At 59.0% G+C, this 21,377-nt stretch carries 23 protein-coding genes; 18 read left to right on the top strand and 5 right to left on the bottom strand.

Annotation, left to right across the window (positions count from 1 at the left end; genetic code table 11):
* The first annotated feature begins 3 nt into the window (after positions 1-3).
* The 4 genes from kdsA to ispD all read left to right on the top strand — a co-directional run bounded on the left by kdsA (position 4) and on the right by ispD (position 3,447).
* Positions 4-849, top strand: a complete 846-nt coding sequence (gene kdsA, locus KGB29_RS02455) for a 3-deoxy-8-phosphooctulonate synthase (protein ID WP_015093773.1) — start codon at positions 4-6, stop codon at positions 847-849.
* Between the two features lie 156 nt (positions 850-1,005).
* Positions 1,006-2,295, top strand: coding sequence for a phosphopyruvate hydratase (eno, locus tag KGB29_RS02460; RefSeq protein WP_008019783.1), 1,290 nt, complete (start codon positions 1,006-1,008; stop codon positions 2,293-2,295).
* Positions 2,296-2,464: 169 nt separating this feature from the next.
* The gene (gene ftsB, locus KGB29_RS02465) at positions 2,465-2,743 is read left to right on the top strand and encodes a cell division protein FtsB (RefSeq protein ID WP_007970710.1); all 279 of its coding nucleotides are present in this window, start codon (positions 2,465-2,467) and stop codon (positions 2,741-2,743) included.
* Positions 2,740-3,447: a 2-C-methyl-D-erythritol 4-phosphate cytidylyltransferase gene (gene ispD, locus KGB29_RS02470; RefSeq protein WP_154861811.1), complete on the top strand. Its 708-nt coding sequence runs from the start codon at positions 2,740-2,742 to the stop codon at positions 3,445-3,447. The genes ftsB and ispD overlap by 4 nt, the downstream gene beginning before the upstream one ends.
* 177 nt (positions 3,448-3,624) lie before the next feature.
* Here the strand turns inward: ispD and KGB29_RS02475 are convergent, their stop codons facing one another.
* Positions 3,625-4,521, bottom strand: coding sequence for a LysR substrate-binding domain-containing protein (locus tag KGB29_RS02475; RefSeq protein ID WP_223616246.1), 897 nt, complete (start codon positions 4,519-4,521; stop codon positions 3,625-3,627).
* A 107-nt stretch (positions 4,522-4,628) separates the two neighbouring features.
* On the opposite strand from KGB29_RS02475, the gene KGB29_RS02480 reads away from it, so the two are divergent.
* The 8 genes from KGB29_RS02480 to rpoS all read left to right on the top strand — a co-directional run bounded on the left by KGB29_RS02480 (position 4,629) and on the right by rpoS (position 11,762).
* On the top strand, positions 4,629-5,741 hold the full coding sequence (locus KGB29_RS02480) for an S-(hydroxymethyl)glutathione dehydrogenase/class III alcohol dehydrogenase (RefSeq protein ID WP_015093777.1): 1,113 nt from the start codon (positions 4,629-4,631) through the stop codon (positions 5,739-5,741).
* An 8-nt stretch (positions 5,742-5,749) separates the two neighbouring features.
* Entirely contained in the window at positions 5,750-6,595 is an 846-nt protein-coding gene (gene fghA / locus KGB29_RS02485; RefSeq protein WP_154861809.1) for an S-formylglutathione hydrolase, read from the top strand.
* A gap of 43 nt (positions 6,596-6,638) precedes the next feature.
* Complete coding sequence (gene ispF / locus KGB29_RS02490; protein WP_223616247.1) at positions 6,639-7,112, top strand: 2-C-methyl-D-erythritol 2,4-cyclodiphosphate synthase; 474 nt, start codon at positions 6,639-6,641, stop codon at positions 7,110-7,112.
* A complete protein-coding gene (gene truD, locus KGB29_RS02495; RefSeq protein WP_057716157.1) occupies positions 7,109-8,167 on the top strand; it encodes a tRNA pseudouridine(13) synthase TruD in 1,059 nt (352 codons plus the stop codon). The genes ispF and truD overlap by 4 nt, the downstream gene beginning before the upstream one ends.
* Positions 8,155-8,904, top strand: a complete 750-nt coding sequence (gene surE / locus KGB29_RS02500; RefSeq protein WP_057716156.1) for a 5'/3'-nucleotidase SurE — start codon at positions 8,155-8,157, stop codon at positions 8,902-8,904. Before truD ends, surE begins: the two co-directional genes overlap by 13 nt.
* Positions 8,905-8,945: 41 nt before the next feature.
* A complete protein-coding gene (locus KGB29_RS02505) occupies positions 8,946-9,581 on the top strand; it encodes a protein-L-isoaspartate(D-aspartate) O-methyltransferase (RefSeq protein ID WP_172435346.1) in 636 nt (211 codons plus the stop codon).
* A gap of 211 nt (positions 9,582-9,792) precedes the next feature.
* Positions 9,793-10,650 carry a peptidoglycan DD-metalloendopeptidase family protein gene (locus KGB29_RS02510; RefSeq protein WP_090453404.1) on the top strand — a complete coding sequence of 286 codons (858 nt, stop codon included), beginning with the start codon at positions 9,793-9,795 and terminating at the stop codon, positions 10,648-10,650.
* 104 nt (positions 10,651-10,754) lie between these two features.
* Complete coding sequence (gene rpoS, locus KGB29_RS02515; protein WP_007990225.1) at positions 10,755-11,762, top strand: RNA polymerase sigma factor RpoS; 1,008 nt, start codon at positions 10,755-10,757, stop codon at positions 11,760-11,762.
* A gap of 472 nt (positions 11,763-12,234) precedes the next feature.
* On the opposite strand, the gene fdxA is transcribed toward rpoS, so the two are convergent.
* Together fdxA and mutS are read right to left on the bottom strand one after the other, a co-directional pair.
* A complete protein-coding gene (gene fdxA / locus KGB29_RS02520; RefSeq protein ID WP_007970729.1) occupies positions 12,235-12,558 on the bottom strand; it encodes a ferredoxin FdxA in 324 nt (107 codons plus the stop codon).
* A gap of 142 nt (positions 12,559-12,700) precedes the next feature.
* Positions 12,701-15,280, bottom strand: coding sequence for a DNA mismatch repair protein MutS (gene mutS / locus KGB29_RS02525; protein WP_154861808.1), 2,580 nt, complete (start codon positions 15,278-15,280; stop codon positions 12,701-12,703).
* A 208-nt stretch (positions 15,281-15,488) separates the two neighbouring features.
* Here mutS and KGB29_RS02530 point away from each other — a divergent pair, with 208 nt between their 5' ends.
* The 5 genes from KGB29_RS02530 (at position 15,489) to recX (ending at position 18,974) form a co-directional block, all read left to right on the top strand.
* Positions 15,489-16,223, top strand: coding sequence for a helix-turn-helix transcriptional regulator (locus KGB29_RS02530; protein WP_150812917.1), 735 nt, complete (start codon positions 15,489-15,491; stop codon positions 16,221-16,223).
* Between the two features lie 172 nt (positions 16,224-16,395).
* The gene (locus tag KGB29_RS02535; protein WP_150812918.1) at positions 16,396-16,737 is read left to right on the top strand and encodes a phage holin family protein; all 342 of its coding nucleotides are present in this window, start codon (positions 16,396-16,398) and stop codon (positions 16,735-16,737) included.
* A 118-nt stretch (positions 16,738-16,855) separates the two neighbouring features.
* Positions 16,856-17,356 (top strand): CinA family protein, encoded by a 501-nt coding sequence (locus KGB29_RS02540; RefSeq protein ID WP_057716659.1) that lies wholly within the window; start codon positions 16,856-16,858, stop codon positions 17,354-17,356.
* Between the two features lie 83 nt (positions 17,357-17,439).
* A complete protein-coding gene (gene recA, locus KGB29_RS02545; RefSeq protein WP_007996915.1) occupies positions 17,440-18,498 on the top strand; it encodes a recombinase RecA in 1,059 nt (352 codons plus the stop codon).
* Positions 18,499-18,506: 8 nt separating this feature from the next.
* Positions 18,507-18,974 (top strand): recombination regulator RecX, encoded by a 468-nt coding sequence (gene recX, locus KGB29_RS02550; RefSeq protein ID WP_056720921.1) that lies wholly within the window; start codon positions 18,507-18,509, stop codon positions 18,972-18,974.
* Positions 18,975-19,019: 45 nt separating this feature from the next.
* On the opposite strand, the gene KGB29_RS02555 is transcribed toward recX, so the two are convergent.
* Positions 19,020-20,138 carry a TIGR00730 family Rossman fold protein gene (locus KGB29_RS02555; protein ID WP_057716152.1) on the bottom strand — a complete coding sequence of 373 codons (1,119 nt, stop codon included), beginning with the start codon at positions 20,136-20,138 and terminating at the stop codon, positions 19,020-19,022.
* A 482-nt stretch (positions 20,139-20,620) separates the two neighbouring features.
* On the opposite strand from KGB29_RS02555, the gene KGB29_RS02560 reads away from it, so the two are divergent.
* The gene (locus KGB29_RS02560) at positions 20,621-20,815 is read left to right on the top strand and encodes a hypothetical protein (RefSeq protein WP_057716151.1); all 195 of its coding nucleotides are present in this window, start codon (positions 20,621-20,623) and stop codon (positions 20,813-20,815) included.
* On the opposite strand, the gene KGB29_RS02565 is transcribed toward KGB29_RS02560, so the two are convergent.
* Positions 20,816-21,238 carry a PA3611 family quorum-sensing-regulated virulence factor gene (locus KGB29_RS02565; protein WP_057716150.1) on the bottom strand — a complete coding sequence of 141 codons (423 nt, stop codon included), beginning with the start codon at positions 21,236-21,238 and terminating at the stop codon, positions 20,816-20,818.
* Positions 21,239-21,377 lie beyond the last annotated feature (139 nt).

Here is a 21,377-nt window from a genome sequence, read left to right on the forward strand (position 1 = left end):
CCGATGGCACAGAAGATCATCCGCGTCGGCGACATCGAGATTGCCAACGACAAACCCATGGTGCTGTTCGGCGGCATGAACGTGCTGGAAAGCCGTGACATGGCCATGCAGGTTTGCGAAGAGTATGTGAAGGTCACCGAAAAGCTCGGTATCCCTTACGTGTTCAAGGCCAGTTTCGACAAGGCCAACCGGTCTTCTGTGACCTCCTATCGTGGTCCTGGCCTGGAAGAAGGCATGCGCATCTTCCAGGACATCAAGCAAGCCTTCGGCGTGCCGATCATCACCGACGTCCACGAGCCTGACCAGGCCGCGGTCGTCGCTGAAGTCTGCGACATCATCCAGTTGCCGGCATTCCTGTCGCGCCAGACCGACCTCGTGGTCGCGATGGCCAAAACGGGCGCCGTGATCAACATCAAGAAAGCCCAGTTCCTCGCCCCCCAGGAAATGAAGCACATCCTGAACAAGTGCGTGGAAGCGGGTAACGATCAGTTGATCCTCTGCGAGCGTGGTTCGAGCTTCGGCTACAACAACCTCGTCGTCGACATGCTCGGCTTCGGCATCATGAAGCAGTTCGAATACCCGGTGTTCTTCGATGTGACCCACGCGCTGCAAATGCCTGGTGGTCGCTCCGATTCCGCCGGCGGTCGTCGCGCCCAGGTCACCGACCTGGCAAAAGCCGGTATGAGCCAGTCGCTGGCCGGCCTGTTCCTGGAAGCCCACCCGGATCCGGACAACGCCAAGTGCGACGGTCCTTGCGCCTTGCGCCTGGACAAACTGGAGCCATTCCTGGCCCAGCTCAAAGCTTTGGACGAACTGGTGAAGAGTTTTCCGACGGTAGAAACCGCGTAATCCTCAATTCTCCGGTAAAGTACCGCACGATTTAACGCTCAGGCCCTCGGGCCTGAGCCTTATCGTCTGCAAGACTGCCCGCTGCACATCACTTGCCGACGATCAAAGATTTCCTACAGCTGCGTCGTTTTCGTCAACTTTGGAGTGTTTACAACAATGGCTAAAATCGTCGACATCAAAGGTCGTGAAGTTCTCGACTCCCGTGGCAATCCCACCGTGGAAGCGGACGTGCTTCTCGACAACGGCATCATCGGCAGTGCCTGCGCGCCGTCCGGTGCTTCCACTGGCTCGCGTGAGGCGCTCGAGCTGCGCGATGGCGACAAGAGCCGTTACCTGGGCAAGGGCGTTCTGAAGGCCGTAGCCAACATCAACGGTCCGATCCGCGACCTGTTGAAAGGCATGGACCCAAGCGACCAGAAAGCGCTCGATCTGGCAATGATCAAGCTCGACGGTACTGAAAACAAAGGTTCCCTGGGCGCCAACGCGATCCTCGCCGTTTCCCTGGCCGCGGCCAAGGCAGCAGCACAGGACCAGGACCTGCCGCTGTACGCTCACATCGCCAACCTGAACGGCACCCCGGGTGTCTACTCGATGCCGGTTCCGATGATGAACATCATCAACGGCGGCGAGCACGCCGATAACAACGTCGACATCCAGGAATTCATGGTTCAGCCGGTTGGCGCCAAGTCTTTCTCGGAAGGTCTGCGCATGGGCACCGAGATTTTCCACCACCTCAAAGCCGTGCTGAAGGCCCGTGGCCTGAGCACTGCCGTCGGTGACGAAGGTGGTTTCGCGCCGAACCTGGCCTCCAACGAAGACGCTTTGAAAGTGATCTCCGAAGCCGTGGCCAACGCCGGTTACAAGCTGGGCACCGACGTGACCCTGGCCCTGGACTGCGCAGCCAGCGAATTCTACGAAGACGGCAAGTACAACCTGTCCGGCGAAGGCCAGGTGTTCACCGCCGAAGGTTTCGCTGACTACCTCAAAGGCCTGACCGAGCGTTACCCGATCATCTCCATCGAAGATGGCCTGGACGAGTCCGACTGGGCTGGCTGGAAGATCCTCACCGACAAGATCGGCGAGAAGACTCAGCTGGTAGGCGACGACCTGTTCGTCACCAACACCAAGATCCTGAAAGAAGGCATCGACAAGAAGATCGCCAACTCGATCCTGATCAAGTTCAACCAGATCGGCACCCTGACCGAAACCCTGGAAGCCATCCAGATGGCCAAGGCCGCCGGTTACACTGCCGTGATCTCGCACCGCTCCGGCGAAACCGAAGACTCGACCATTGCCGACCTGGCCGTGGGCACTTCGGCTGGCCAGATCAAGACCGGCTCCCTGTGCCGTTCCGACCGCGTATCCAAGTACAACCAACTGCTGCGTATCGAAGAGCAGTTGAACGGCAAAGCCAAGTACAACGGTCGCGGCGAGTTCCGCGGTTAAGCGGTAACTGGTAAAAAGACACCGGATTGTGTCGGAAAAATCGCTACAGCGACGTTTTTGCCACTAATCTGATGCCTTATATGCACAAGCCTGGTTCTTCCAGGCTTCGTGCTATCAGAAGCTTCACGTTTGGCATGGCTGTCTTTTTTCACTGGATACCTGATATTCGATGCGCAGTCCCAATTGGTTGTTCCTCATCCTGCTTTTGTTGCTGGCTGGCCTGCAGTACCGCCTGTGGGTGGGAAATGGCAGTCTGGCGCAAGTGGCCGAGTTGACTCAGCAGATTGCGGATCAGCAGGCTGAGAACCAGGCATTGCTGGAACGCAACCGGGTGATGGACGCCGAGGTCAGTGAGTTGAAAAAGGGCATGGAGACCGTCGAAGAACGGGCTCGCCATGAGTTGGGTATGGTCAAGGACGGTGAAACCCTTTACCAGTTGGCCCAATGATTAATTCGTTACCGGCCTTCTGGGCCGTGATTCCTGCCGCGGGCGTCGGTGCCCGTATGGCCGCGGACCGTCCCAAGCAGTATCTGCAACTGGGCGGGCGCACTATTCTCGAACACAGCCTTGGCTGTTTCCTTGATCATCCATGCCTGAAAGGTTTGGTGGTCAGTGTTGCTGTGGACGATCCTTATTGGCCGAACCTGGCGTGTGCCAGTGATCCGCGTATTGCCCGGGTCGAGGGCGGCTCGGAGCGTTCCGGGTCGGTGCTCAACGCCTTGCTGCACTTGCATGCGCAGGGCGCTGATGATGAGGATTGGGTACTGGTTCACGATGCCGCACGGCCGAACCTCAGCCGTGACGATCTGGACAAATTGCTGGCTGAACTGGCTGACGATCCTGTCGGCGGGCTGCTGGCGGTTCCTGCGCGGGATACGCTCAAGCGGGTCGACAAGCACGGTCGTGTGGTCGAAACCGTGGATCGCAGTGTGATCTGGCAGGCCTACACGCCGCAGATGTTCCGCCTTGGGGCGTTGCATCGGGCTTTGGCGGACAGTCTGGTGGCTGACGCGGTGATCACCGACGAGGCGTCGGCCATGGAGTGGGCGGGGCTGGCGCCACGCTTGATTGAAGGTCGAGCTGACAACCTCAAAGTCACTCGGCCGGAGGATCTGGAATGGTTGAAGCAGCGTTGGGCTAACCGCCGCTAGAGGGTTTTGGGGGTAACTGCTGGACTGCGTCGCGTCTTTCGCGAGCAAGCCCGCTCCCACATTTGATCGGCGTTACCCGCAATACTAGTGAACAACCCTAATCCCCTGTGGGAGCGGGCTTTCTCGCGAAAGCGGTGGTCCAGGCAGCTGACATCTCGCTGACACACCAACAAAACACTAGCACTGGTACTCCGGCCGTTCGGCCAACCCTTCCTTCAAATAATCCACCAACTTGCGCACCTTCGGCGACAGATGCCGCTGCTGCGGATACAGCGCCCAAACCGCTGTGTTCGGTGGTTGATGCGCCTCCAGCAGCGAAGTCAGCGCACCGCTCTTCAGATGCTCCAGCACGTAATAGTCCGGCAACTGACACAGCCCCACGCCTTGTAGCGCCGCGTCCAACACCGCTTGCCCACTGTTGCAGCGCCAGTTTCCCTGCACCCGTTGCGAATATTCCCGCCCGTTCTGTTCCAGCTGCCACAGGTCCGAACTGCCGATGAGGCAGTTGTGGCGGCTCAGTTCCGACAAACTGTGTGGGCGACCGTACCGTTCAAGGTAGGACGGAGAGGCACAGAGAAACATGCGTCGCGGCGCGAGGCGGGTGGCGACCAGCCGTGAGTCCTGCAAGCGCCCGAGGCGAATCGCCAGGTCGAGGCCTTCATGCACCAGATCAAGCTGGCGGTTGCTCAATTCGATATCGACGCGCAATTGCGGATACAGGCCCATGAAGCGGGTCACCAGCGGCACGATGAACCGTTCGCCATAGGCCACGGCACAGGTCATGCGTAGCATGCCTTTGGGCTCGCTGGTCAAATCGCCGACCGCGCGCAACGCCTCTTCGCGGCCATCCTGCAAGCGTTGGCAATGTTGCAGGAAGGTTTGCCCGGCCTCGGTCAGCGTGACCCGGCGGGTGCTGCGGTAGAGCAGGCGGGTTTGCAGGCGCTCTTCGAGGCGTACGATTTGTCGACTGATATGGGAGGAAGAAACCCCCAGGCGTTGCGCGGCAGCGGTGAACTGGCTGCATTCGGCAACGGCGACAAACTCGTCGATCCCTTCCCAGCGATTTTCGGACATCAATGATTATCCCCGTGTGGCAATAATATTTTGCATTTGCATCGATTATTCATCGTTGAGCCATGTATTACACTCCTTGTCTCGTTTTAATTCACTGGAGAATCACCATGATCAAGTCGCGCGCCGCCGTTGCCTTCGAGGCCAAGAAGCCCCTCGAAATCGTTGAAGTCGATGTCGCCATGCCCAAGGCCGGCGAAGTCTTGCTGCGCGTGGTGGCCTCCGGTGTTTGCCATACCGATGCCTACACCTTGTCCGGCGCTGATCCGGAAGGCATCTTCCCGTCGATCCTCGGCCATGAAGGTGGTGCGATCGTGGAAGCGATCGGCGAGGGTGTGACCTCCGTTGCAGTCGGTGATCATGTGATCCCGCTGTACACCCCGGAATGCCGTCAGTGCAAATTCTGCCTGTCGGGAAAAACCAACCTCTGCCAGGCGATTCGCGCGACCCAGGGCAAAGGCTTGATGCCCGACGGTACTTCGCGTTTTTCCTACAAGGGCGAAACGATTTTCCACTACATGGGCACTTCCACGTTCTCCGAGTACACCGTGCTTCCGGAGATTTCCGTTGCGAAAATCGCCAAGGAAGCGCCACTGGAAAAAGTCTGCCTGCTGGGCTGCGGTGTCACTACCGGTATCGGTGCAGTGCTCAACACCGCCAAGGTGAAACCGGGTGATACGGTCGCCATTTTCGGTCTTGGCGGCATCGGTCTGTCGGCTGTTATCGGCGCCGTAAAAGCCAAGGCTGCCCGCATCATCGCCATCGACATCAACCCGGCCAAATTTGAGATCGCCAAGCAACTGGGTGCAACCGATTGTGTGAACCCGAAAGACTTCGATCGTCCGATCCAGGAAGTCATCGTCGACATGACCGATGGCGGCGTGGATTTTTCCTTCGAGTGCATCGGTAACGTGCAACTGATGCGTGCCGCACTGGAGTGCTGCCACAAGGGTTGGGGCGAGTCGGTGATCATCGGCGTTGCCGGTGCCGGCCAGGAAATCTCGACCCGTCCGTTCCAGCTGGTCACCGGCCGCGTCTGGCGCGGTTCGGCGTTCGGCGGCGTGCGCGGCCGTACCGAGTTGCCAAGCTATGTGGAAATGGCCGAAACCGGCGAGATTCCGCTGGATACCTTCATCACCCACACCATGGGCCTGGAAGATATCAACAAGGCGTTTGACCTGATGCACGAAGGGAAAAGCATTCGCTCCGTCATCCATTTCTGAGGTCCGCCATGAGCCTGGAAAACATCTCCTGCCAGAAAAGCTTCGGCGGCTGGCACAAACGCTATCGCCATCGCTCGGAAGTACTCGGCTGCGACATGGTGTTCGCCGTCTACCTGCCGCCGCAAGCGGAGCAGGGCGGCAAGCTGCCGGTGTTGTACTGGTTGTCCGGCCTGACCTGCACCGACGAGAACTTCATGCAGAAGGCCGGCGCCATGCGCATGGCCGCGGAGCTCGGGCTGATCATCGTCGCACCGGACACCAGCCCTCGCGGTCCTGAAGTGCCGGGCGATCCGGATGGTGCCTGGGACTTTGGCCTCGGCGCCGGGTTTTACCTGAATGCCACTCAGGAGCCTTGGTCGCGTCACTATCGGATGCATGACTATGTCGTGCAGGAATTGCCGACATTGGTCGAAGCCCATTTCCCTGCGTCGGACAGGCGCGGTATCAGTGGCCATTCCATGGGCGGCCACGGTGCGCTGGTCTGCGCCTTGCGCAATCCGGGGCGCTATCTGTCGGTGTCGGCGTTCTCGCCAATCAACAACCCGATGGATTGCCCGTGGGGGCAGAAAGCCTTTTCCCGCTATCTGGGAGAGGACCGTTCGAAATGGCGCGAATGGGATGCCTGCGCGTTGATTGCCGAGGCCGATGAACAGCTGCCGCTGTTGGTCGACCAGGGTGATCGCGACGATTTCCTCGCCAACCAGCTCAAGCCGGAAGCCTTGCAGCAGGCGGCCAAACTGGCCGGTCACCCGCTGACGTTGCGCCTGCAACCGGGCTATGACCACAGCTATTTCTTCATTGCCAGTTTCATCGATGAGCACTTGCGGCATCACGCGCATGCTCTGGTTGGCTAATGCAGGTAGAATCACGCCCTGACAAAAATCGGGGCGTTTTTTTATGCGTATTGGCCACGGCTATGATGTGCACCGTTTCGCTGAAGGCGATTTCATCACTCTGGGCGGTGTGCGCATTGCACACAGCTTCGGGCTGCTCGCCCACTCTGACGGTGACGTCCTCTTGCACGCCTTGAGCGATGCCTTGCTCGGCGCCGCGGCGCTGGGCGACATCGGCAAGCATTTCCCGGATACCGACCCGCAATTCAAGGGCGCCGACAGCCGTGCGCTGTTGTGTCACGTCGTCGCACTGGTCCATGCCAAAGGCTGGAAAGTCGGCAACGTCGATAACACCATCGTCGCCCAGGCGCCGAAAATGGCCCCGCATATCGAATCGATGCGCGCGCTGATTGCCGCGGATCTTCAAGTAGAGTTGGATCAAGTGAACGTGAAAGCTACCACCACCGAAAAGCTCGGCTTTGTTGGTCGCGAAGAAGGCATTGCCGTGCACTCCGTTGCCTTGTTGCTGCGCGCATGAACGAACTGCAATTGCTCGGCCCGCGGGCGTACGGTGAGGCCCTCGGCACGGCGGTCCTGAAAGCGATCGCCGAAGATTTCCAGGTCGACGAAGTCCTCGACATTCCCCTCAGCGGCGAGGGCGAACACCTGTGGATCTGGGTGGAAAAGCGTGGTCTGAATACTGAAGAAGCGGCGCGACGGATTGCCAAGGCTGCCGGCGTGCCATTGCGCACCGTCAGTTATGCCGGGCTCAAGGACCGTCAGGCGTTGACTCGCCAGTGGTTCAGCGTGCAATTGCCGGGCAAGGCCGACCCTGATCTGTCGGCTGCGGAAAACGATACGCTGAAGATCCTCAAGACCGCCCGCCACAAGCGCAAACTGCAACGCGGTGCCCACTCGGCCAACGGCTTTACTTTGCGCCTCACCCAGTTCGCTGGCGACAAGGCTGCTATCGAAGAACGCCTGCAACTGATCGTTAAACACGGCATCCCTAACTATTTCGGCGCACAGCGCTTCGGCCATGACGGCGGCAACGTCGTCGATGCTCGCGCCTGGGCCGCGCGCAAGGCCTTGCCGGAGCAGCGCAACGTGCGCTCGCGTCTGCTCTCCACGGCGCGCAGTTTTCTGTTCAATCAGGTGCTGGCCGCCCGCGTCGCCGATGGCACCTGGCAGCGTGCCCAGGTCGGTGACCTGCTGGCGTTCACCGACAGCCGCAGCTTTTTCCCGGCAGGCGAAGCCGAGTGCAGCGACCCGCGCCTGGCGATTCTCGATCTGCACCCGACCGGCCCGCAGTGGGGCGAAGGTGACTCGCCGGCCACGGGTGTTGTCCATGAACTGGAGCAGGCAATCGCCGCGCGCGAAGCGGACCTTCGCGATTGGTTGATTAACGCCGGTATGAGCCACGAACGTCGCATCCTGCGGCTGCCCATTGGCGGGTTGACGTGGCATTATCCCGAGCCTGACATTCTGCAACTGGAATTCGTCCTGCCGGCCGGATGCTTCGCCACCGTATTGGTGCGCGAGCTTGTTGATCTGGTGCCGGTGGGGCAGACGGACAGCCCATGCGTATTCTGATTTCTAACGACGATGGGGTAACCGCACCCGGTCTCGCCGCGCTTTATGCTGCGCTGGCGGATTACACCGAGTGCGTGGTTATCGCCCCGGACCAGGACAAGAGCGGCGCCAGCAGTTCGCTGACGCTCGACCGTCCGTTGCACCCGCAAACCCTGGCCAACGGCTTTATCAGCCTCAACGGCACGCCAACCGATTGTGTGCACCTGGGCCTCAACGGCCTGCTGGAGCGCGAAGCGGACATGGTGGTTTCCGGAATAAACCTGGGTGCGAACCTGGGGGACGATGTCCTGTATTCCGGCACGGTGGCGGCGGCCCTCGAGGGGCGTTTCCTGAATCACCCCTCGTTTGCCTTTTCGCTGGTCTCACGCCAGGTAGAGAACCTTCCCACAGCTGCCCATTTCGCGCGCAAACTGGTTGAAGCCCATGCTGACCTGGATCTGCCACCGCGTACGGTACTGAACGTGAACATTCCCAATTTGCCGCTGGACCGCATCCGCGGTATCCAGCTGACCCGCCTGGGCCATCGCGCCCGAGCCGCGGCACCGATGAAAGTGGTGGATCCGCGGGGCAAGTCCGGTTACTGGATCGCGGCGGCCGGGGATGCCGAAGATGGCGGCCCGGGTACCGATTTCCATGCAGTGATGCAGGGTTATGTTTCGATCACGCCGCTGCAACTGGATCGCACCTTCAATGATGCCTTCAGAAGTCTGGACGGCTGGCTGGAGGGGCTGCGCTGATGGGTCGCGAACAAGACGATATGCTGCGTCGCGGCATCGGCATGACCTCCCAGCGAACCCGGGAGCGGCTGATCCAGCGCCTGTACGAAGAAGGCATCTCCAATGCCAGGGTACTGGAGGTCATTCGCCGGACCCCGCGCCACCTGTTCGTCGACGAAGCGCTGGCGCACCGTGCCTATGAAGACACCGCGCTGCCGATTGGCAACAACCAGACAATCTCCCAGCCTTATATGGTGGCGCGCATGAGCGAGCTGCTGCTGGAGGCCGGTCCCCTCGACAAGGTGCTGGAGATCGGCACCGGGTCGGGTTATCAGACGGCGGTGCTGTCGCAACTGGTCGAGCGTGTGTTCTCGGTCGAGCGCATCAAGGTTCTGCAGGATCGGGCAAAGGAACGCCTGGTCGAACTGAACCTGCGCAACGTGGTGTTCCGCTGGGGCGATGGCTGGGAGGGTTGGCCGGCACTGGCACCATACAACGGGATTATCGTCACCGCAGTGGCAACCGACGTGCCCCAGGCATTGCTTGACCAGTTGGCACCGGGAGGCCGAATGGTGATCCCGGTCGGGGCCGGCGAAGTCCAGCAATTGATGCTGATCATCCGCGAGGAACAAGGTTTTTCCAGGCATGTCCTGGGGGCTGTGCGCTTCGTGCCACTGCTCAATGGGCCACTGGCCTGAGCATTTGTTTCGGCACGCTGAATTCTCTTCGATTGCCTTTGTCTTACAGCGGCATCGTTGTGTTAAACGGGATTCATCGTCAGGCAGCAAACGTGTGCGCGGCACCGATTCGCCACATTAAAGGTAAAGCGTGCACGGCCCGTTATACTTGCGACAGTTCATGCCGGACTCCGGCATTTCACATTTTCAGCCACCACAGAGGGAGCGGCGGGTGAGTCTCACAGTCATTGCGCAGCGTATGAGTAAAACGAGCTTTCAGCGCCTGGTGACTGGCCTTGTCTTGAGCACTTTGCTGGTCGGTTGTTCCAGCAACAAGTCCAGCGATGTTCGTGTCGTGGACCGTAACAATGCCGCGGCTCAGCGTCCAGCCGTGACCACCGGGCAATACATTGTTCGGCCCAAGGACACCCTGTTCTCCATCGCCTTCCGTTACGGCTGGGACTACAAGGCCCTGGCGGCACGCAACAACATTCCTGCGCCTTACACCATCCGTCCGGGTCAGACGATTCGCTTTGATGGTCGTACCAATTCAACGTCGACGGCGGTGGTCAGCTCGTCCAGTTCAACACCTTCGTCGTCGAGTAAAACCACGGTCATCCGTCGTTCGGCAAACGGTACGACCACCAGCACAACGACGGTTGTACCGTCCGTCGCGAGCAAGCCAGCCCCTGCTCCTTTGCCACCTCCCGGGCCAGCCCCGACCGGCTGGGGATGGCCATCTAATGGCATTCTGATTGGAAAATTCTCTTCAAACGGTAGTTTGAATAAAGGAATTGATATCGCCGGAGATTTGGGACAGCCTGTTTTAGCTGCGTCTGATGGGACGGTGGTATACGCCGGGAGTGGCTTAAGGGGCTACGGCGAATTAGTGATCATCAAGCACAGTGAAACCTACGTCAGTGCCTACGGACATAACCGCAGGCTGTTGGTTCGGGAGGGGCAGCAGGTCAAGGTCGGACAGACAATTGCCGAAATGGGGTCAACGGGTACAGACCGGGTGAAACTGCATTTTGAGATTCGCCGCCAAGGTAAACCTGTAGATCCGCTGCAATTCCTGCCACGCCGTTGATCGCTACCAGCCTGTTCCGTCGCGTAGAGGGGACAGGCTCCAGCGTTGCCAGGGAGAAAGGCGCCGCTTGAGCTTGAGGTCGAACTCACCAAAGGACTATAACAATGGCTCTCAGTAAAGAAGTGCCGGAGTTTGACATCGACGATGAGGTTCTCCTGATGGAGAGCAGCATCGATACGGATTCGATGTCGAATGATGAAGGGGCGGCTCCACCTTCCGTTCGTGCCAAATCCAAACACTCCGCATCCTTGAAACAGCACAAGTACATTGACTACACGCGGGCACTTGATGCCACGCAGTTGTATCTCAATGAAATTGGTTTCTCTCCCCTGCTATCACCCGAAGAAGAAGTTCATTTTGCGCGCCTGTCGCAAAGTGGCGATCCGGCCGGGCGCAAACGCATGATTGAAAGCAACCTGCGACTGGTGGTGAAAATCGCCCGACGCTACGTCAATCGTGGGCTGTCGCTGCTGGACCTGATCGAAGAGGGCAACCTCGGCTTGATCCGGGCGGTGGAGAAGTTCGATCCGGAACGCGGTTTCCGCTTCTCGACCTACGCGACCTGGTGGATTCGCCAGACCATCGAACGCGCAATCATGAATCAGACCCGGACCATCCGGCTGCCGATCCATGTGGTCAAGGAGCTGAACGTGTACCTGCGGGCTGCGCGGGAGCTGACGCAAAAACTCGACCATGAACCCTCACCCGAAGAAATCGCCAACCTGCTGGAAAAACCGGTGGGAGAGGTCAAGCGTATGCTCGGCCTTAACGAACGGGTTTCTTCGGTCGACGTCTCGCTGGGTCCGGATTCGGATAAAACCCTGCTGGACACCCTGACTGACGATCGTCCAACCGATCCATGCGAGTTGTTGCAGGACGACGACCTGTCCCAGAGCATCGATCAATGGCTCTCGGAACTGACCGACAAGCAACGCGAAGTGGTTGTACGCCGCTTCGGCCTGCGCGGCCATGAAAGCAGCACCCTTGAAGACGTCGGCCTGGAAATCGGCCTGACCCGGGAGCGGGTCAGACAGATTCAGGTGGAGGGCTTGAAGCGGCTACGCGAGATCCTGGAAAAAAATGGTCTGTCGAGCGAGTCGCTGTTCCAATAAGGCACTCACTGCGATGGCATGAAAAACCCCGACTGGCTCGGGGTTTTTTATTGCCTGGCCAGGAGACCGAGCCCCCTCGGGATTTTGGTTTCGTGCTGTAAGCCTAGGCTTACTCTTGCGTAAGTGTTCGTTATTTTTACACCCCGGCAGTCGTCCATTCGGAGCGCTGACCGCATATATATGTTTGATTTATATTAATATTTTTTAGTATTAATGATGTGTGACACCAGAATCTCGCGCCAGGGGCCGATTGATCCCGGAGGGGAACACTCTAGTATTGAGGTTGTGTCGACGGACAGACACGTCCTTCATGGATGAGGGATATGGATATCGCAGGACGCGATTCATCAGGACGATGAAAAGGAACACAGGGAATAGGGAAAAAATGTGGGCGGGTCAAACCGCCCCTTTTTTTTGCCCGCAGAAAAGCAAAAAGGCCCTTGTGGGGCCTTTTTCGCGAACGCGGGGGTAATCAGCGTTCGAGGTCTGCGATCTTGCCTGGCTTGCCGTCCCATTCTGCGGAATCGGGCATTGGATCTTTGCGTTCGGTGATGTTTGGCCAGATATCGGCCAACTCAGCGTTCAGCTCAATGAAGTTTTCCATGCCGGCCGGAACTTCATCTTCAGAGAAGATAGCCACGGCAGGGCATTCAGGTTCGCACAGCGCGCAATCGATGCACTCATCCGGGTGGATCACCAGGAAATTCGGGCCTTCGTAAAAGCAGTCCACCGGACAGACTTCTACGCAGTCGGTGTACTTGCACTTGATGCAGTTGTCGGTGACGACGAAGGTCATTTCTAATTTTCTCCTCAGGCGCGGCTTGCTGCGCCCCTTCTCGTAGGGGTCGCCAGGTTCGGGAGCGATAGTCTGCTGGCCAGGCTATTAGCCAGCAGCATCCCAAACCGCGCGAGATTCTAACAGCTTGCAAGCCGCTGCGTTAGATCCGTGTCTTTAGTGTATAGAGCATTTCGAGAGCACGACGTGGCGTCATGTCGTCCAGGTCGAGCTTGGCCAGGTCATCCAGCACCGGGTGCGGCAGGCTGGCAAACAGGTCGCTTTGCTGCGGCGCGGCCGGTTTGCCTTTGGCCGGTGCCGGTGTTTCGTGGGGCAAGGCGGTGTCTTCCAGGCGGCTCAGATGCTCGCGAGCACGGGTGATGACCTCGCTCGGTACGCCTGCCAGCTGCGCAACTGCCAGGCCATAACTCTGGCTGGCCGGCCCGGGCAGCACGTGGTGCAGGAACACGATGCGCTCGTTGTGCTCGGTGGCATTGAGGTGCACGTTGGCCACCAGCGGCTGGGCTTCCGGCAGGACGGTCAGTTCAAAGTAGTGGGTGGCGAACAGCGTGTAGGCACGCAGATGCGCCAGGCGCTCGGCCGCCGCCCATGCCAGGGACAGACCGTCGAAGGTGCTGGTGCCGCGCCCGACTTCATCCATCAGCACCAGGCTGCGCTCGGTGGCGTTGTGCAGGATGTTCGCGGTTTCGCTCATTTCCACCATGAAGGTCGAACGCCCGCCGGCCAGGTCATCGCTGGAGCCGATCCGGGTGAAGATGCGGTCGACCAGCGACAATTCGCAACTGGCCGCTGGCACGAAGCTGCCGATGTGCGCCAGGAGCACAATCAATGCGGTTTGACGCATGTAGGTGGATTTACCGCCCATGTTCGGACCGGTGATCACCAGCATGCGGGTGTTGTCGTCCAAGCTCAGGTCGTTGGCCACGAACGGCGTGGTCAGCACTTGTTCGACCACCGGGTGACGACCCTGGCTGATGCGCATGCACGGCTCACTGACGAAGCGTGGGCAGTTCAGATCGAGGTTCAGTGCACGTTCGGCCAGGTTGCTCAAGACGTCCAGCTCGGCCAGGGCACCGGCGGTGTCCTGCAAAGGTGGCAGCTGGCTGATCAGATCTTCGAGCAACGCTTCGTACAGCATCTTCTCGCGGGCCAGGGCGCGGCTCTTGGCTGACAGTGCCTTGTCTTCGAACGCCTTGAGTTCCGGCGTAATGAAACGCTCGGCGCCTTTGAGCGTCTGGCGGCGAATGTAGTCGGCCGGTGCCGATTCCGCCTGCTTGCTTGGCAGCTCGATGAAGTAACCATGGATGCGGTTGTAACCAACCTTCAGATGCGACAGGCCGGTGCGGGCCTTTTCCCGTGCCTCGAGGTCGATCAGGAATTGTCCGGCGTTTTCGCTCAGCGACTGCAATTCGTCGAGTTCGCTGTCGTAGCCGGTTTTTAGCACGCCCCCATCACGAATGACCGCGGGCGGGTTGTCGATGATGGCTTTTTCCAGCAGTGCCGCCAGTTCCGGGTAGGTGCTGGTGATGGTGGCGAGTTGCTGGAGGTGTGGGGCTTCGAGCTCCGTCATTGCCACTTGCAGTTCGGGCAGTGCGCCGAGGGCGTCACGCAACCGGGCGAGGTCGCGGGGGCGGGCATTACGCAGGCCGATCCGCGCAAGAATCCGCTCGATGTCGCCGATTTCCTTGAGCTGCGGTTGCAGTCTTTCGAAGCGATAACCGTCGAGCAGGCAAGTGATCGAGCTTTGGCGTGCCAACAGCACCGTCAAGTCGCGCAATGGGCGATTCAGCCAGCGGGTCAGCAGGCGGCTGCCCATGGCGGTCTGGCAACGGTCCACCACCGATTGCAGGGTGTTGTCGCGGCCCCCGGCCAGGTTGATGTCGAGCTCCAGGTTGCGACGGCTGGCGCCATCGAGCACCACGGTGTCGTCCAGGCGTTCATGACGCAGGCTGCGCAAGTGGGGCAGGGCGGTGCGCTGGGTTTCCTTGGCGTAGGCCAGCAGGCAACCGGCGGCACCGATCGCCAGGGTCAGGTTTTCGCAGCCAAAGCCCTTGAGGTCCTGGGTCGAGAATTGCTGGCACAGGCTTTTGAGCGCCGAATCGCGCTCGAAATCCCACGGCGCACGGCGACGCACGCCGCGGCGTTTTTCCGCCGGCAAGTCCTTGGGCCAGTCATCCGGGATCAGTAACTCCACCGGGTTGACCCGCTCCAGTTCCGCCAGCAGGTTTTCCCAGCCCTTGATTTCCAGCACGCTGAAGTTGCCGCTGGTGATGTCCAGCACCGCCAGGCCGAACAGGCGCTCATCGCCCAGGACAGCGGCGATCAGGTTGTCCCTGCGCTCGTCGAGCAGCGCCTCGTCACTCACCGTCCCCGGCGTGATGATGCGTACCACCTGCCGCTCCACCGGCCCTTTGCTGGTGGCCGGGTCGCCGACCTGCTCGCAGATCACCACCGATTCGCCAAGCTTCACCAGTTTTGCCAGGTAACCCTCGGCGGCGTGGTAAGGAATCCCGCACATCGGAATCGCCTGGCCAGCCGACTGCCCGCGGGCCGTCAGGGTGATGTCCAGCAACTTGGCGGCCTTCTTCGCGTCTTCATAGAAGATCTCGTAGAAGTCGCCCATGCGGTAGAACATCAGCTGGTCCGGGTGCTGGTTTTTCAGGCGCCAGTACTGCTGCATCATCGGGGTGTGGGAGGACAGGTCGGAGACGGCTTTATTCATCGGATTGTCAGGAAGCTCGTTGAAAGAGGTGGGGCAAAAGCAGGGCAACGGCCGGGCTTTTCCGCGATGGGCGCAAGGTTACCATGGGCGGTCTGCCCGACGCAGGCGCCACGGCCGGGTGACATCCTTTACGATGCAAAATCATGTTATGCATCGATTATGCAAATCGGCATTGTCTTCTTCGAAAAGTGCAAGCACTATGCGCGTTATGCAAAAGCGCAACGTATCTACTGTATTAAGGGCATTGCTCGATCAGCACGGGATCTCCCCCACGGAGCTTCACCGTCGCACCGGCGTGCCTCAATCCACGCTCTCGCGCATTCTCAGCGGGAAGATCGTCGATCCTTCGGATAAACATATTTCGAAGATTGCCGAGTATTTCGCCTTGAGCACCGACCAGTTGCGTGGTCGCGCGGACGTCTCGTCTGCCGCCAATGCCGGGCGTGCTCCTGTGCATTCGGAACTCAAGGATATAAGTCTGTGGGACGACGATACCCCAGTCGATGACGACGAGGTGTCGGTCCCCTTTCTTCGCGAGGTTGAATTGGCTGCGGGATCGGGAAGATTCGTTATCGAGGAGAGCGAGCGCTCTAGCCTGCGCTTCGGCAAGCGGAGCCTGCGCCATAACGGCGTGCAGTTCGACCAGGCCAAATGCGTGACAGTGCGGGGCAACAGCATGTTGCCGGTGCTGCGCGACGGCGCCACGGTCGGGGTCAATGCCGGCAAGTGCGGCATTGGCGATATCGTTGACGGCGACCTTTATGCAATCAATCACAACGGCCAATTGCGGGTGAAGCAACTCTATCGCCTGCCGACCGGGATTCGCCTGCGCAGCTTCAACCGTGACGAGCATCCGGACGAAGATTACACCTTTCAGGAGATCCAGGAGGAGCCGATTGTTATCCTCGGACATGTCTTCTGGTGGGGTATGTACGCCCGCTAACACTCATCCGTTTAGATAAAACCCGCTTCCCGAGCGGGTTTTTTTCGTGTGCCGAAAGCATTGGACATCCTTTGATCATGCGTTTGTGCATTGACTGATTATGCATAAGTGCATAATGTTGCTGCCTGACTATTAAAGAATGCGCTGTGATCACTACTCAAGGAGGCATGAAATGACCGCTGAGCAATATGCGTTGCTGGACATGCCTCTGTGGCTGGTCATCAGTCTGCCAATACTTGGTGGCGTTACCGGTGAAATGTGGCGTGCCGAAAAAGAGGGCGTTCGTGGCTGGTCCCTTGTCCGGCGCCTGAGCCTGCGGTCTGGATCCAGCATGATCTGCGGCGCTTCGGTCATCATGCTGCTGCACGCTGCCAATGTTTCCATCTGGGCTGCTTGTGCGGGTGGTTGTTTAGCGGCGATGGCCGGGACAGACGTCGTTCTGGGGTTGTATGAGCGTTGGCTGGCCAAGCGCATGGGTATCGGCCATACCCCCTCCGGTGACGTGGAGGATTGATTCTCCGACAGGCCTTTTCCAGAGCCTCCGGTTCTTTACATTTTGATCGTTCCTGTCGCTTGCAAGTGCGGTCTGCTCGTGTACGGTTAACCTCATCCCGCCCGATCAGGAGATGACCGTGAACGAAATCACCCAGCTCGCCGCCGAACTCGGCAGACGCCTGCAGGTTCTCAATGCCCACGTCACCACGGCGGAGTCCTGCACCGGCGGAGGCATCGCCGAGGCAATCACCCGTATCCCCGGGAGTTCGGCCTGGTTCGAGGCCGGTTATGTCACTTACTCCAACCGACAGAAAACCCTGCAACTGAATGTCCCGGTGGAGTTGTTCACCACCGTGGGCGCGGTCAGCCGCGAGGTGGTCGAGGCGATGGTCCGGGGGGCGCAGGAGAAAAATAGCGCGTATTTCTCCGTGGCGGTCAGTGGCATCGCCGGGCCGGATGGTGGAACGGCGAACAAGCCGGTTGGCACGGTGTGGCTGGCCTGGGGCGTCGGAGATCAGGTGTTCTGCGAACGGCAGCACTTCCCGGGTAATCGCGATGACGTCCGCCGACAAACGGTGAAGGCCGCGCTAGAGGGGCTGCTGCGCTATGCCGCGGCAGAAATCTCAAATCAGGGGTAGGCGATCCGGAAACGCTGTGGAATAATACTGGCTACTTATACAGGTGTTGGCCGTCAGGCCTTATTGATTACGTGAGGACTTTAATGGACGACAACAAGAAGAAAGCCTTGGCTGCGGCCTTGGGTCAGATCGAACGTCAATTCGGCAAGGGTGCCGTAATGCGTATGGGCGATCAGGACCGTCAGGCGATCCCGGCCATTTCCACTGGCTCTCTGGGGCTGGACATCGCTCTCGGCATTGGCGGTCTGCCAAAAGGCCGTATTGTTGAAATCTACGGTCCTGAATCTTCCGGTAAAACCACGCTGACCTTGTCCGTGATCGCCCAGGCTCAAAAAGCCGGCGCGACCTGCGCATTCGTCGACGCCGAACACGCCCTCGACCCTGAGTACGCCGGCAAGCTGGGCGTCAACGTCGACGACCTGCTGGTTTCCCAGCCGGATACCGGCGAGCAGGCCCTGGAAATCACCGACATGCTGGTGCGTTCCAACGCGGTTGACGTGATCATCGTCGACTCCGTGGCCGCCCTGGTGCCAAAGGCTGAAATCGAAGGCGAAATGGGTGACATGCACGTGGGCCTGCAAGCCCGTCTGATGTCCCAGGCACTGCGTAAAATCACCGGTAACATCAAGAACGCCAACTGCCTGGTGATCTTCATCAACCAGATCCGTATGAAAATCGGCGTGATGTTCGGTAGCCCGGAAACCACCACCGGTGGTAACGCACTGAAGTTCTACGCATCGGTTCGTCTGGACATCCGTCGTACGGGTGCGGTGAAAGAAGGTGATGAGGTCGTCGGTAGCGAAACCCGCGTCAAGGTTGTGAAGAACAAGGTGGCTTCGCCGTTCCGTCAGGCCGAGTTCCAGATTCTTTACGGCAAGGGCATCTACCTCAACGGTGAGATGATCGACCTGGGTGTTCTGCACGGTTTCGTCGAGAAATCCGGCGCCTGGTATGCCTATGAAGGCACCAAGATCGGTCAAGGCAAGGCCAACTCGGCCAAGTTCCTGGCAGACAATCCGGAAGTCGCGGCAAAGCTGGAGAAGCAACTGCGTGACAAGCTGCTGTCGCCTGCATCGGTTGCGGACGCCAAAGCTTCTGCGGTCAAAGAGACCGAAGACGACCTGGCTGACGCTGATATCTGATCGAAGCGATGACCGCCGTACTCGATACACTCGTCGCGGTGCGGCGAACCGCAATGGACCTGCTCGCACGACGCGAGCACGGTCGTGTCGAGCTGACGCGTAAACTGCGTCAGCGCGGCGCCCTCCCTGAAATGATCGAAACAGCACTCGACCGGTTGACGGAAGAGGGGTTGTTGTCCGAAACCCGTTACCTGGAAAGTTTCGTTTCCTACCGCGCCCGCTCCGGTTATGGCCCTTTACGCATTCGTGAAGAGTTGGGCCAGCGTGGCCTGCAGCGCACCGATATTGAACTCGCCCTGCGTGAGAGCGGTATCGATTGGCAGGAGCAATTGATCGATACCTGGCGACGCAAGTTCTCCGGGCAATTGCCGGCAGACGCCCGGGAGCGAGCCAAACAAGGCAGGTTCCTGGCGTATCGGGGATACTCCATGGAAATGATCAACCGCCTGTTCAGCGGTCGAGGGATGGACGATTGAACTGAAACGGCCCGCTATTTAGATAGCGGGCCGTTTTTTTATGCCTCACGAAACCTTTGACGGCTCCCGCGTGCGTTGTTGTACCTGGGGTTTTGATTGTGCCCAGTTTTCCGGCAGGTTGATGTAGTCCACAAGCTCGCGCAGGCGACCATGATTGCGGGCATTGAAGTTGAAGACCAGCCGCGCCAGATGGCTGAATTCGGCTTCGTTGTGTTCTTCACCGCTGTAAGCGTGCTGATGGAAATGATCGCTCAGGCACAGGTCGGCGAATGCCTCCTGCATGTGTTCGAGTGCGTGGTCGCTGAGTGTGTGATTCATGCGAATCAGGAACTGATGCTTGAGCCAGCGACTGGAGTGGAAGTTGCTGTAGAACTGGTTGATGTGCTCTACCGCTTCTTCGACGTTGTAGACCAGTTTCATCAGCTTCATGTCAGTGGGCAGGATGTAGTGGTTTTCCTCCAGTTGCTGGTGAATGAAGTCCAGTGCGCCTTGCCAGAATTTGCCGTCCGGCGTGTCGAGCAGCACCACTGGTACCAATGGGCTTTTGCCGGTCTGGATCAGTGTCAGTACTTCCAGCGCTTCATCCAGGGTACCGAAGCCACCCGGGCACAGCACGAGGGCATCGGCTTCCTTGACGAAGAACAGCTTGCGGGTGAAGAAGAAGTGGAAGGGCAGCAGGCTGGTCGTGCCGTCGACAGTGGGGTTGGCATGCTGTTCGAAGGGCAGGGTAATGTTGAACCCCAGGCTGTTTGCCAGTCCGGCACCCTCATGGGCGGCGGCCATGATGCCGCCACCGGCGCCAGTGATGACCATCATGTCCGAGCGCGCCAGCGCGGCACCGAGTTCCCGGGCCATGCTGTAGAGCGGGTGTTCCATGGGGGTACGGGCCGAGCCGAATACAGTGACCTTGCGTCGCCCCTTGAATTGTTCGAGCACACGGAAAGCCTGCTCCAGTTCGCGCAGGGCTTGCAGGGTGATTTTGGCATTCCAGCGGTTGTGGTCTTCCTGGGCCATGCGCAGCACGGTCAGGATCATGTCGCGGTAGATCGGGATGTTCGGGCTGTTGGGTGAAATCAGCTTGAGTTGTTCTTCGACCTTGCTGATAAGGTCGTGGCCGCTTTCTTCAAAATGACGGCTCAGGAGATCGTTCGGTTGGTAAGGCATTCAACTTCTCCTTCTGCACAGAACCCTCGGCCCGACAATGTACGTCGGTGCCACGACACTTCATGTGTCGCTGTCTGCCCAGGCCCATGCCTGGGCGACCTACTTGACCCGAAAGGCATCGGATCATCCAAACAGGTTCTGTTTTCCCTTGGATGAAAGAAACGTTCGCATAACACGACAAGCGACGGCCAGCCCCTTTCCAGGCCTGAAAAAGTGAAAGTGGATACCCTGAAATCTAGACCTTCACAGTGATTTACGCTGCCTTGATCATTGCGCCTCAAAGTCTTTCCTGGCAACCGCTTATTGACGATTTGCAAGGTGCTTTCACCGCTCGTCTGAACGCACGTCGCGTGTGCTGCACTCTGATTTACTAAGTTACAGGTGCGACACGACAACTTTGCGTCAACGGCAAGGCGCGCAATACAAGCGGTTCAAGGATTTTTTTGCTCAAACATGAGTGAAGTGCAAGGAGGCGGGAAACCATGGCCAGAGTCGTTCTGGAGATCGATACGCAACTGTATCGATTGCTGAAGTCATCGGCCGAGACCCATCATTTGAGTCTCGAAGAGGAGTGCTGCCGACGTTTGCGCGGTGGCGAGCGTCGTTCGCATTACTTGCAGGCGCTGCTGGCGGAACTGCGCGCCGAAGATGAACAGCGGCGCGCCAACTCCAGGTGATTACTTTTTCTTCTTGGCAGGTTGCAGGCAGTCCGATTCCTGGAAGCTTGCGGAACCGACCGGGCGGTTGGTCTTCACCTCAGTGAAGTCGTAACGCATGATCGCGCCCTTGGCCATCAGCTTGCGAAACCCTTCGTTTCGGCAGACTGAGGCCCCCAACTGGAAGTAAACCGCTTTTGGATCTGCGCGCATCTTGTCGGCGTGGCTGCTCTGCACGCTCAGATGGTTGATCAGCTGTTTGCCGTCAACGGTGTAGCCTTGATCGAGAATGTCTTCGTTGATCGCTCGAGGAGTGCCGACGCTGCTTTGGGTGGCGACGTTTTGCAGCATTTTGTTCAGTTCCGTGTCTTTCAAGGACGCAGCCTGGGCGTTGAAGGACGACGCCAGCAAAATGGCCGCGGTAGGAACGATAAGGCGCAGCATGAAACTCTCCTGGTTCAGTGATGCGGGGTTTGACCCGTCACGTGACTGTGCGTTCAGTGGCGGCGAATTATAGGGGAGGCTAGCTGGACGGTACAGGCTTGCGCCGGGCGGTCTGGTAAACTGCTGGCACTTTTTACCC

It is taken from the genome of Pseudomonas sp. BF-B-30 (assembly GCF_019956305.1).
GTDB lineage: Bacteria > Pseudomonadota > Gammaproteobacteria > Pseudomonadales > Pseudomonadaceae > Aquipseudomonas > Aquipseudomonas jessenii.

Coding starts and splice junctions, on each gene's coding strand:
- KGB29_RS02530 (WP_150812917.1), top strand. CDS start 15,489: ATGCAAAAGCGCAACGTATCTACTGTATTAAGGGCATTGCTCGATCAG.
- eno (WP_008019783.1), top strand. CDS start 1,006: ATGGCTAAAATCGTCGACATCAAAGGTCGTGAAGTTCTCGACTCCCGT.
- fdxA (WP_007970729.1), bottom strand. CDS start 12,558: ATGACCTTCGTCGTCACCGACAACTGCATCAAGTGCAAGTACACCGAC.
- truD (WP_057716157.1), top strand. CDS start 7,109: ATGAACGAACTGCAATTGCTCGGCCCGCGGGCGTACGGTGAGGCCCTC.
- kdsA (WP_015093773.1), top strand. CDS start 4: ATGGCACAGAAGATCATCCGCGTCGGCGACATCGAGATTGCCAACGAC.
- KGB29_RS02560 (WP_057716151.1), top strand. CDS start 20,621: ATGGCCAGAGTCGTTCTGGAGATCGATACGCAACTGTATCGATTGCTG.
- KGB29_RS02555 (WP_057716152.1), bottom strand. CDS start 20,138: ATGCCTTACCAACCGAACGATCTCCTGAGCCGTCATTTTGAAGAAAGC.
- rpoS (WP_007990225.1), top strand. CDS start 10,755: ATGGCTCTCAGTAAAGAAGTGCCGGAGTTTGACATCGACGATGAGGTT.
- KGB29_RS02505 (WP_172435346.1), top strand. CDS start 8,946: ATGACCTCCCAGCGAACCCGGGAGCGGCTGATCCAGCGCCTGTACGAA.
- recX (WP_056720921.1), top strand. CDS start 18,507: ATGACCGCCGTACTCGATACACTCGTCGCGGTGCGGCGAACCGCAATG.
- surE (WP_057716156.1), top strand. CDS start 8,155: ATGCGTATTCTGATTTCTAACGACGATGGGGTAACCGCACCCGGTCTC.
- mutS (WP_154861808.1), bottom strand. CDS start 15,280: ATGAATAAAGCCGTCTCCGACCTGTCCTCCCACACCCCGATGATGCAG.
- KGB29_RS02475 (WP_223616246.1), bottom strand. CDS start 4,521: ATGTCCGAAAATCGCTGGGAAGGGATCGACGAGTTTGTCGCCGTTGCC.
- ftsB (WP_007970710.1), top strand. CDS start 2,465: ATGCGCAGTCCCAATTGGTTGTTCCTCATCCTGCTTTTGTTGCTGGCT.
- KGB29_RS02480 (WP_015093777.1), top strand. CDS start 4,629: ATGATCAAGTCGCGCGCCGCCGTTGCCTTCGAGGCCAAGAAGCCCCTC.
- recA (WP_007996915.1), top strand. CDS start 17,440: ATGGACGACAACAAGAAGAAAGCCTTGGCTGCGGCCTTGGGTCAGATC.
- ispD (WP_154861811.1), top strand. CDS start 2,740: ATGATTAATTCGTTACCGGCCTTCTGGGCCGTGATTCCTGCCGCGGGC.
- KGB29_RS02535 (WP_150812918.1), top strand. CDS start 16,396: ATGACCGCTGAGCAATATGCGTTGCTGGACATGCCTCTGTGGCTGGTC.
- fghA (WP_154861809.1), top strand. CDS start 5,750: ATGAGCCTGGAAAACATCTCCTGCCAGAAAAGCTTCGGCGGCTGGCAC.
- KGB29_RS02565 (WP_057716150.1), bottom strand. CDS start 21,238: ATGCTGCGCCTTATCGTTCCTACCGCGGCCATTTTGCTGGCGTCGTCC.
- ispF (WP_223616247.1), top strand. CDS start 6,639: ATGCGTATTGGCCACGGCTATGATGTGCACCGTTTCGCTGAAGGCGAT.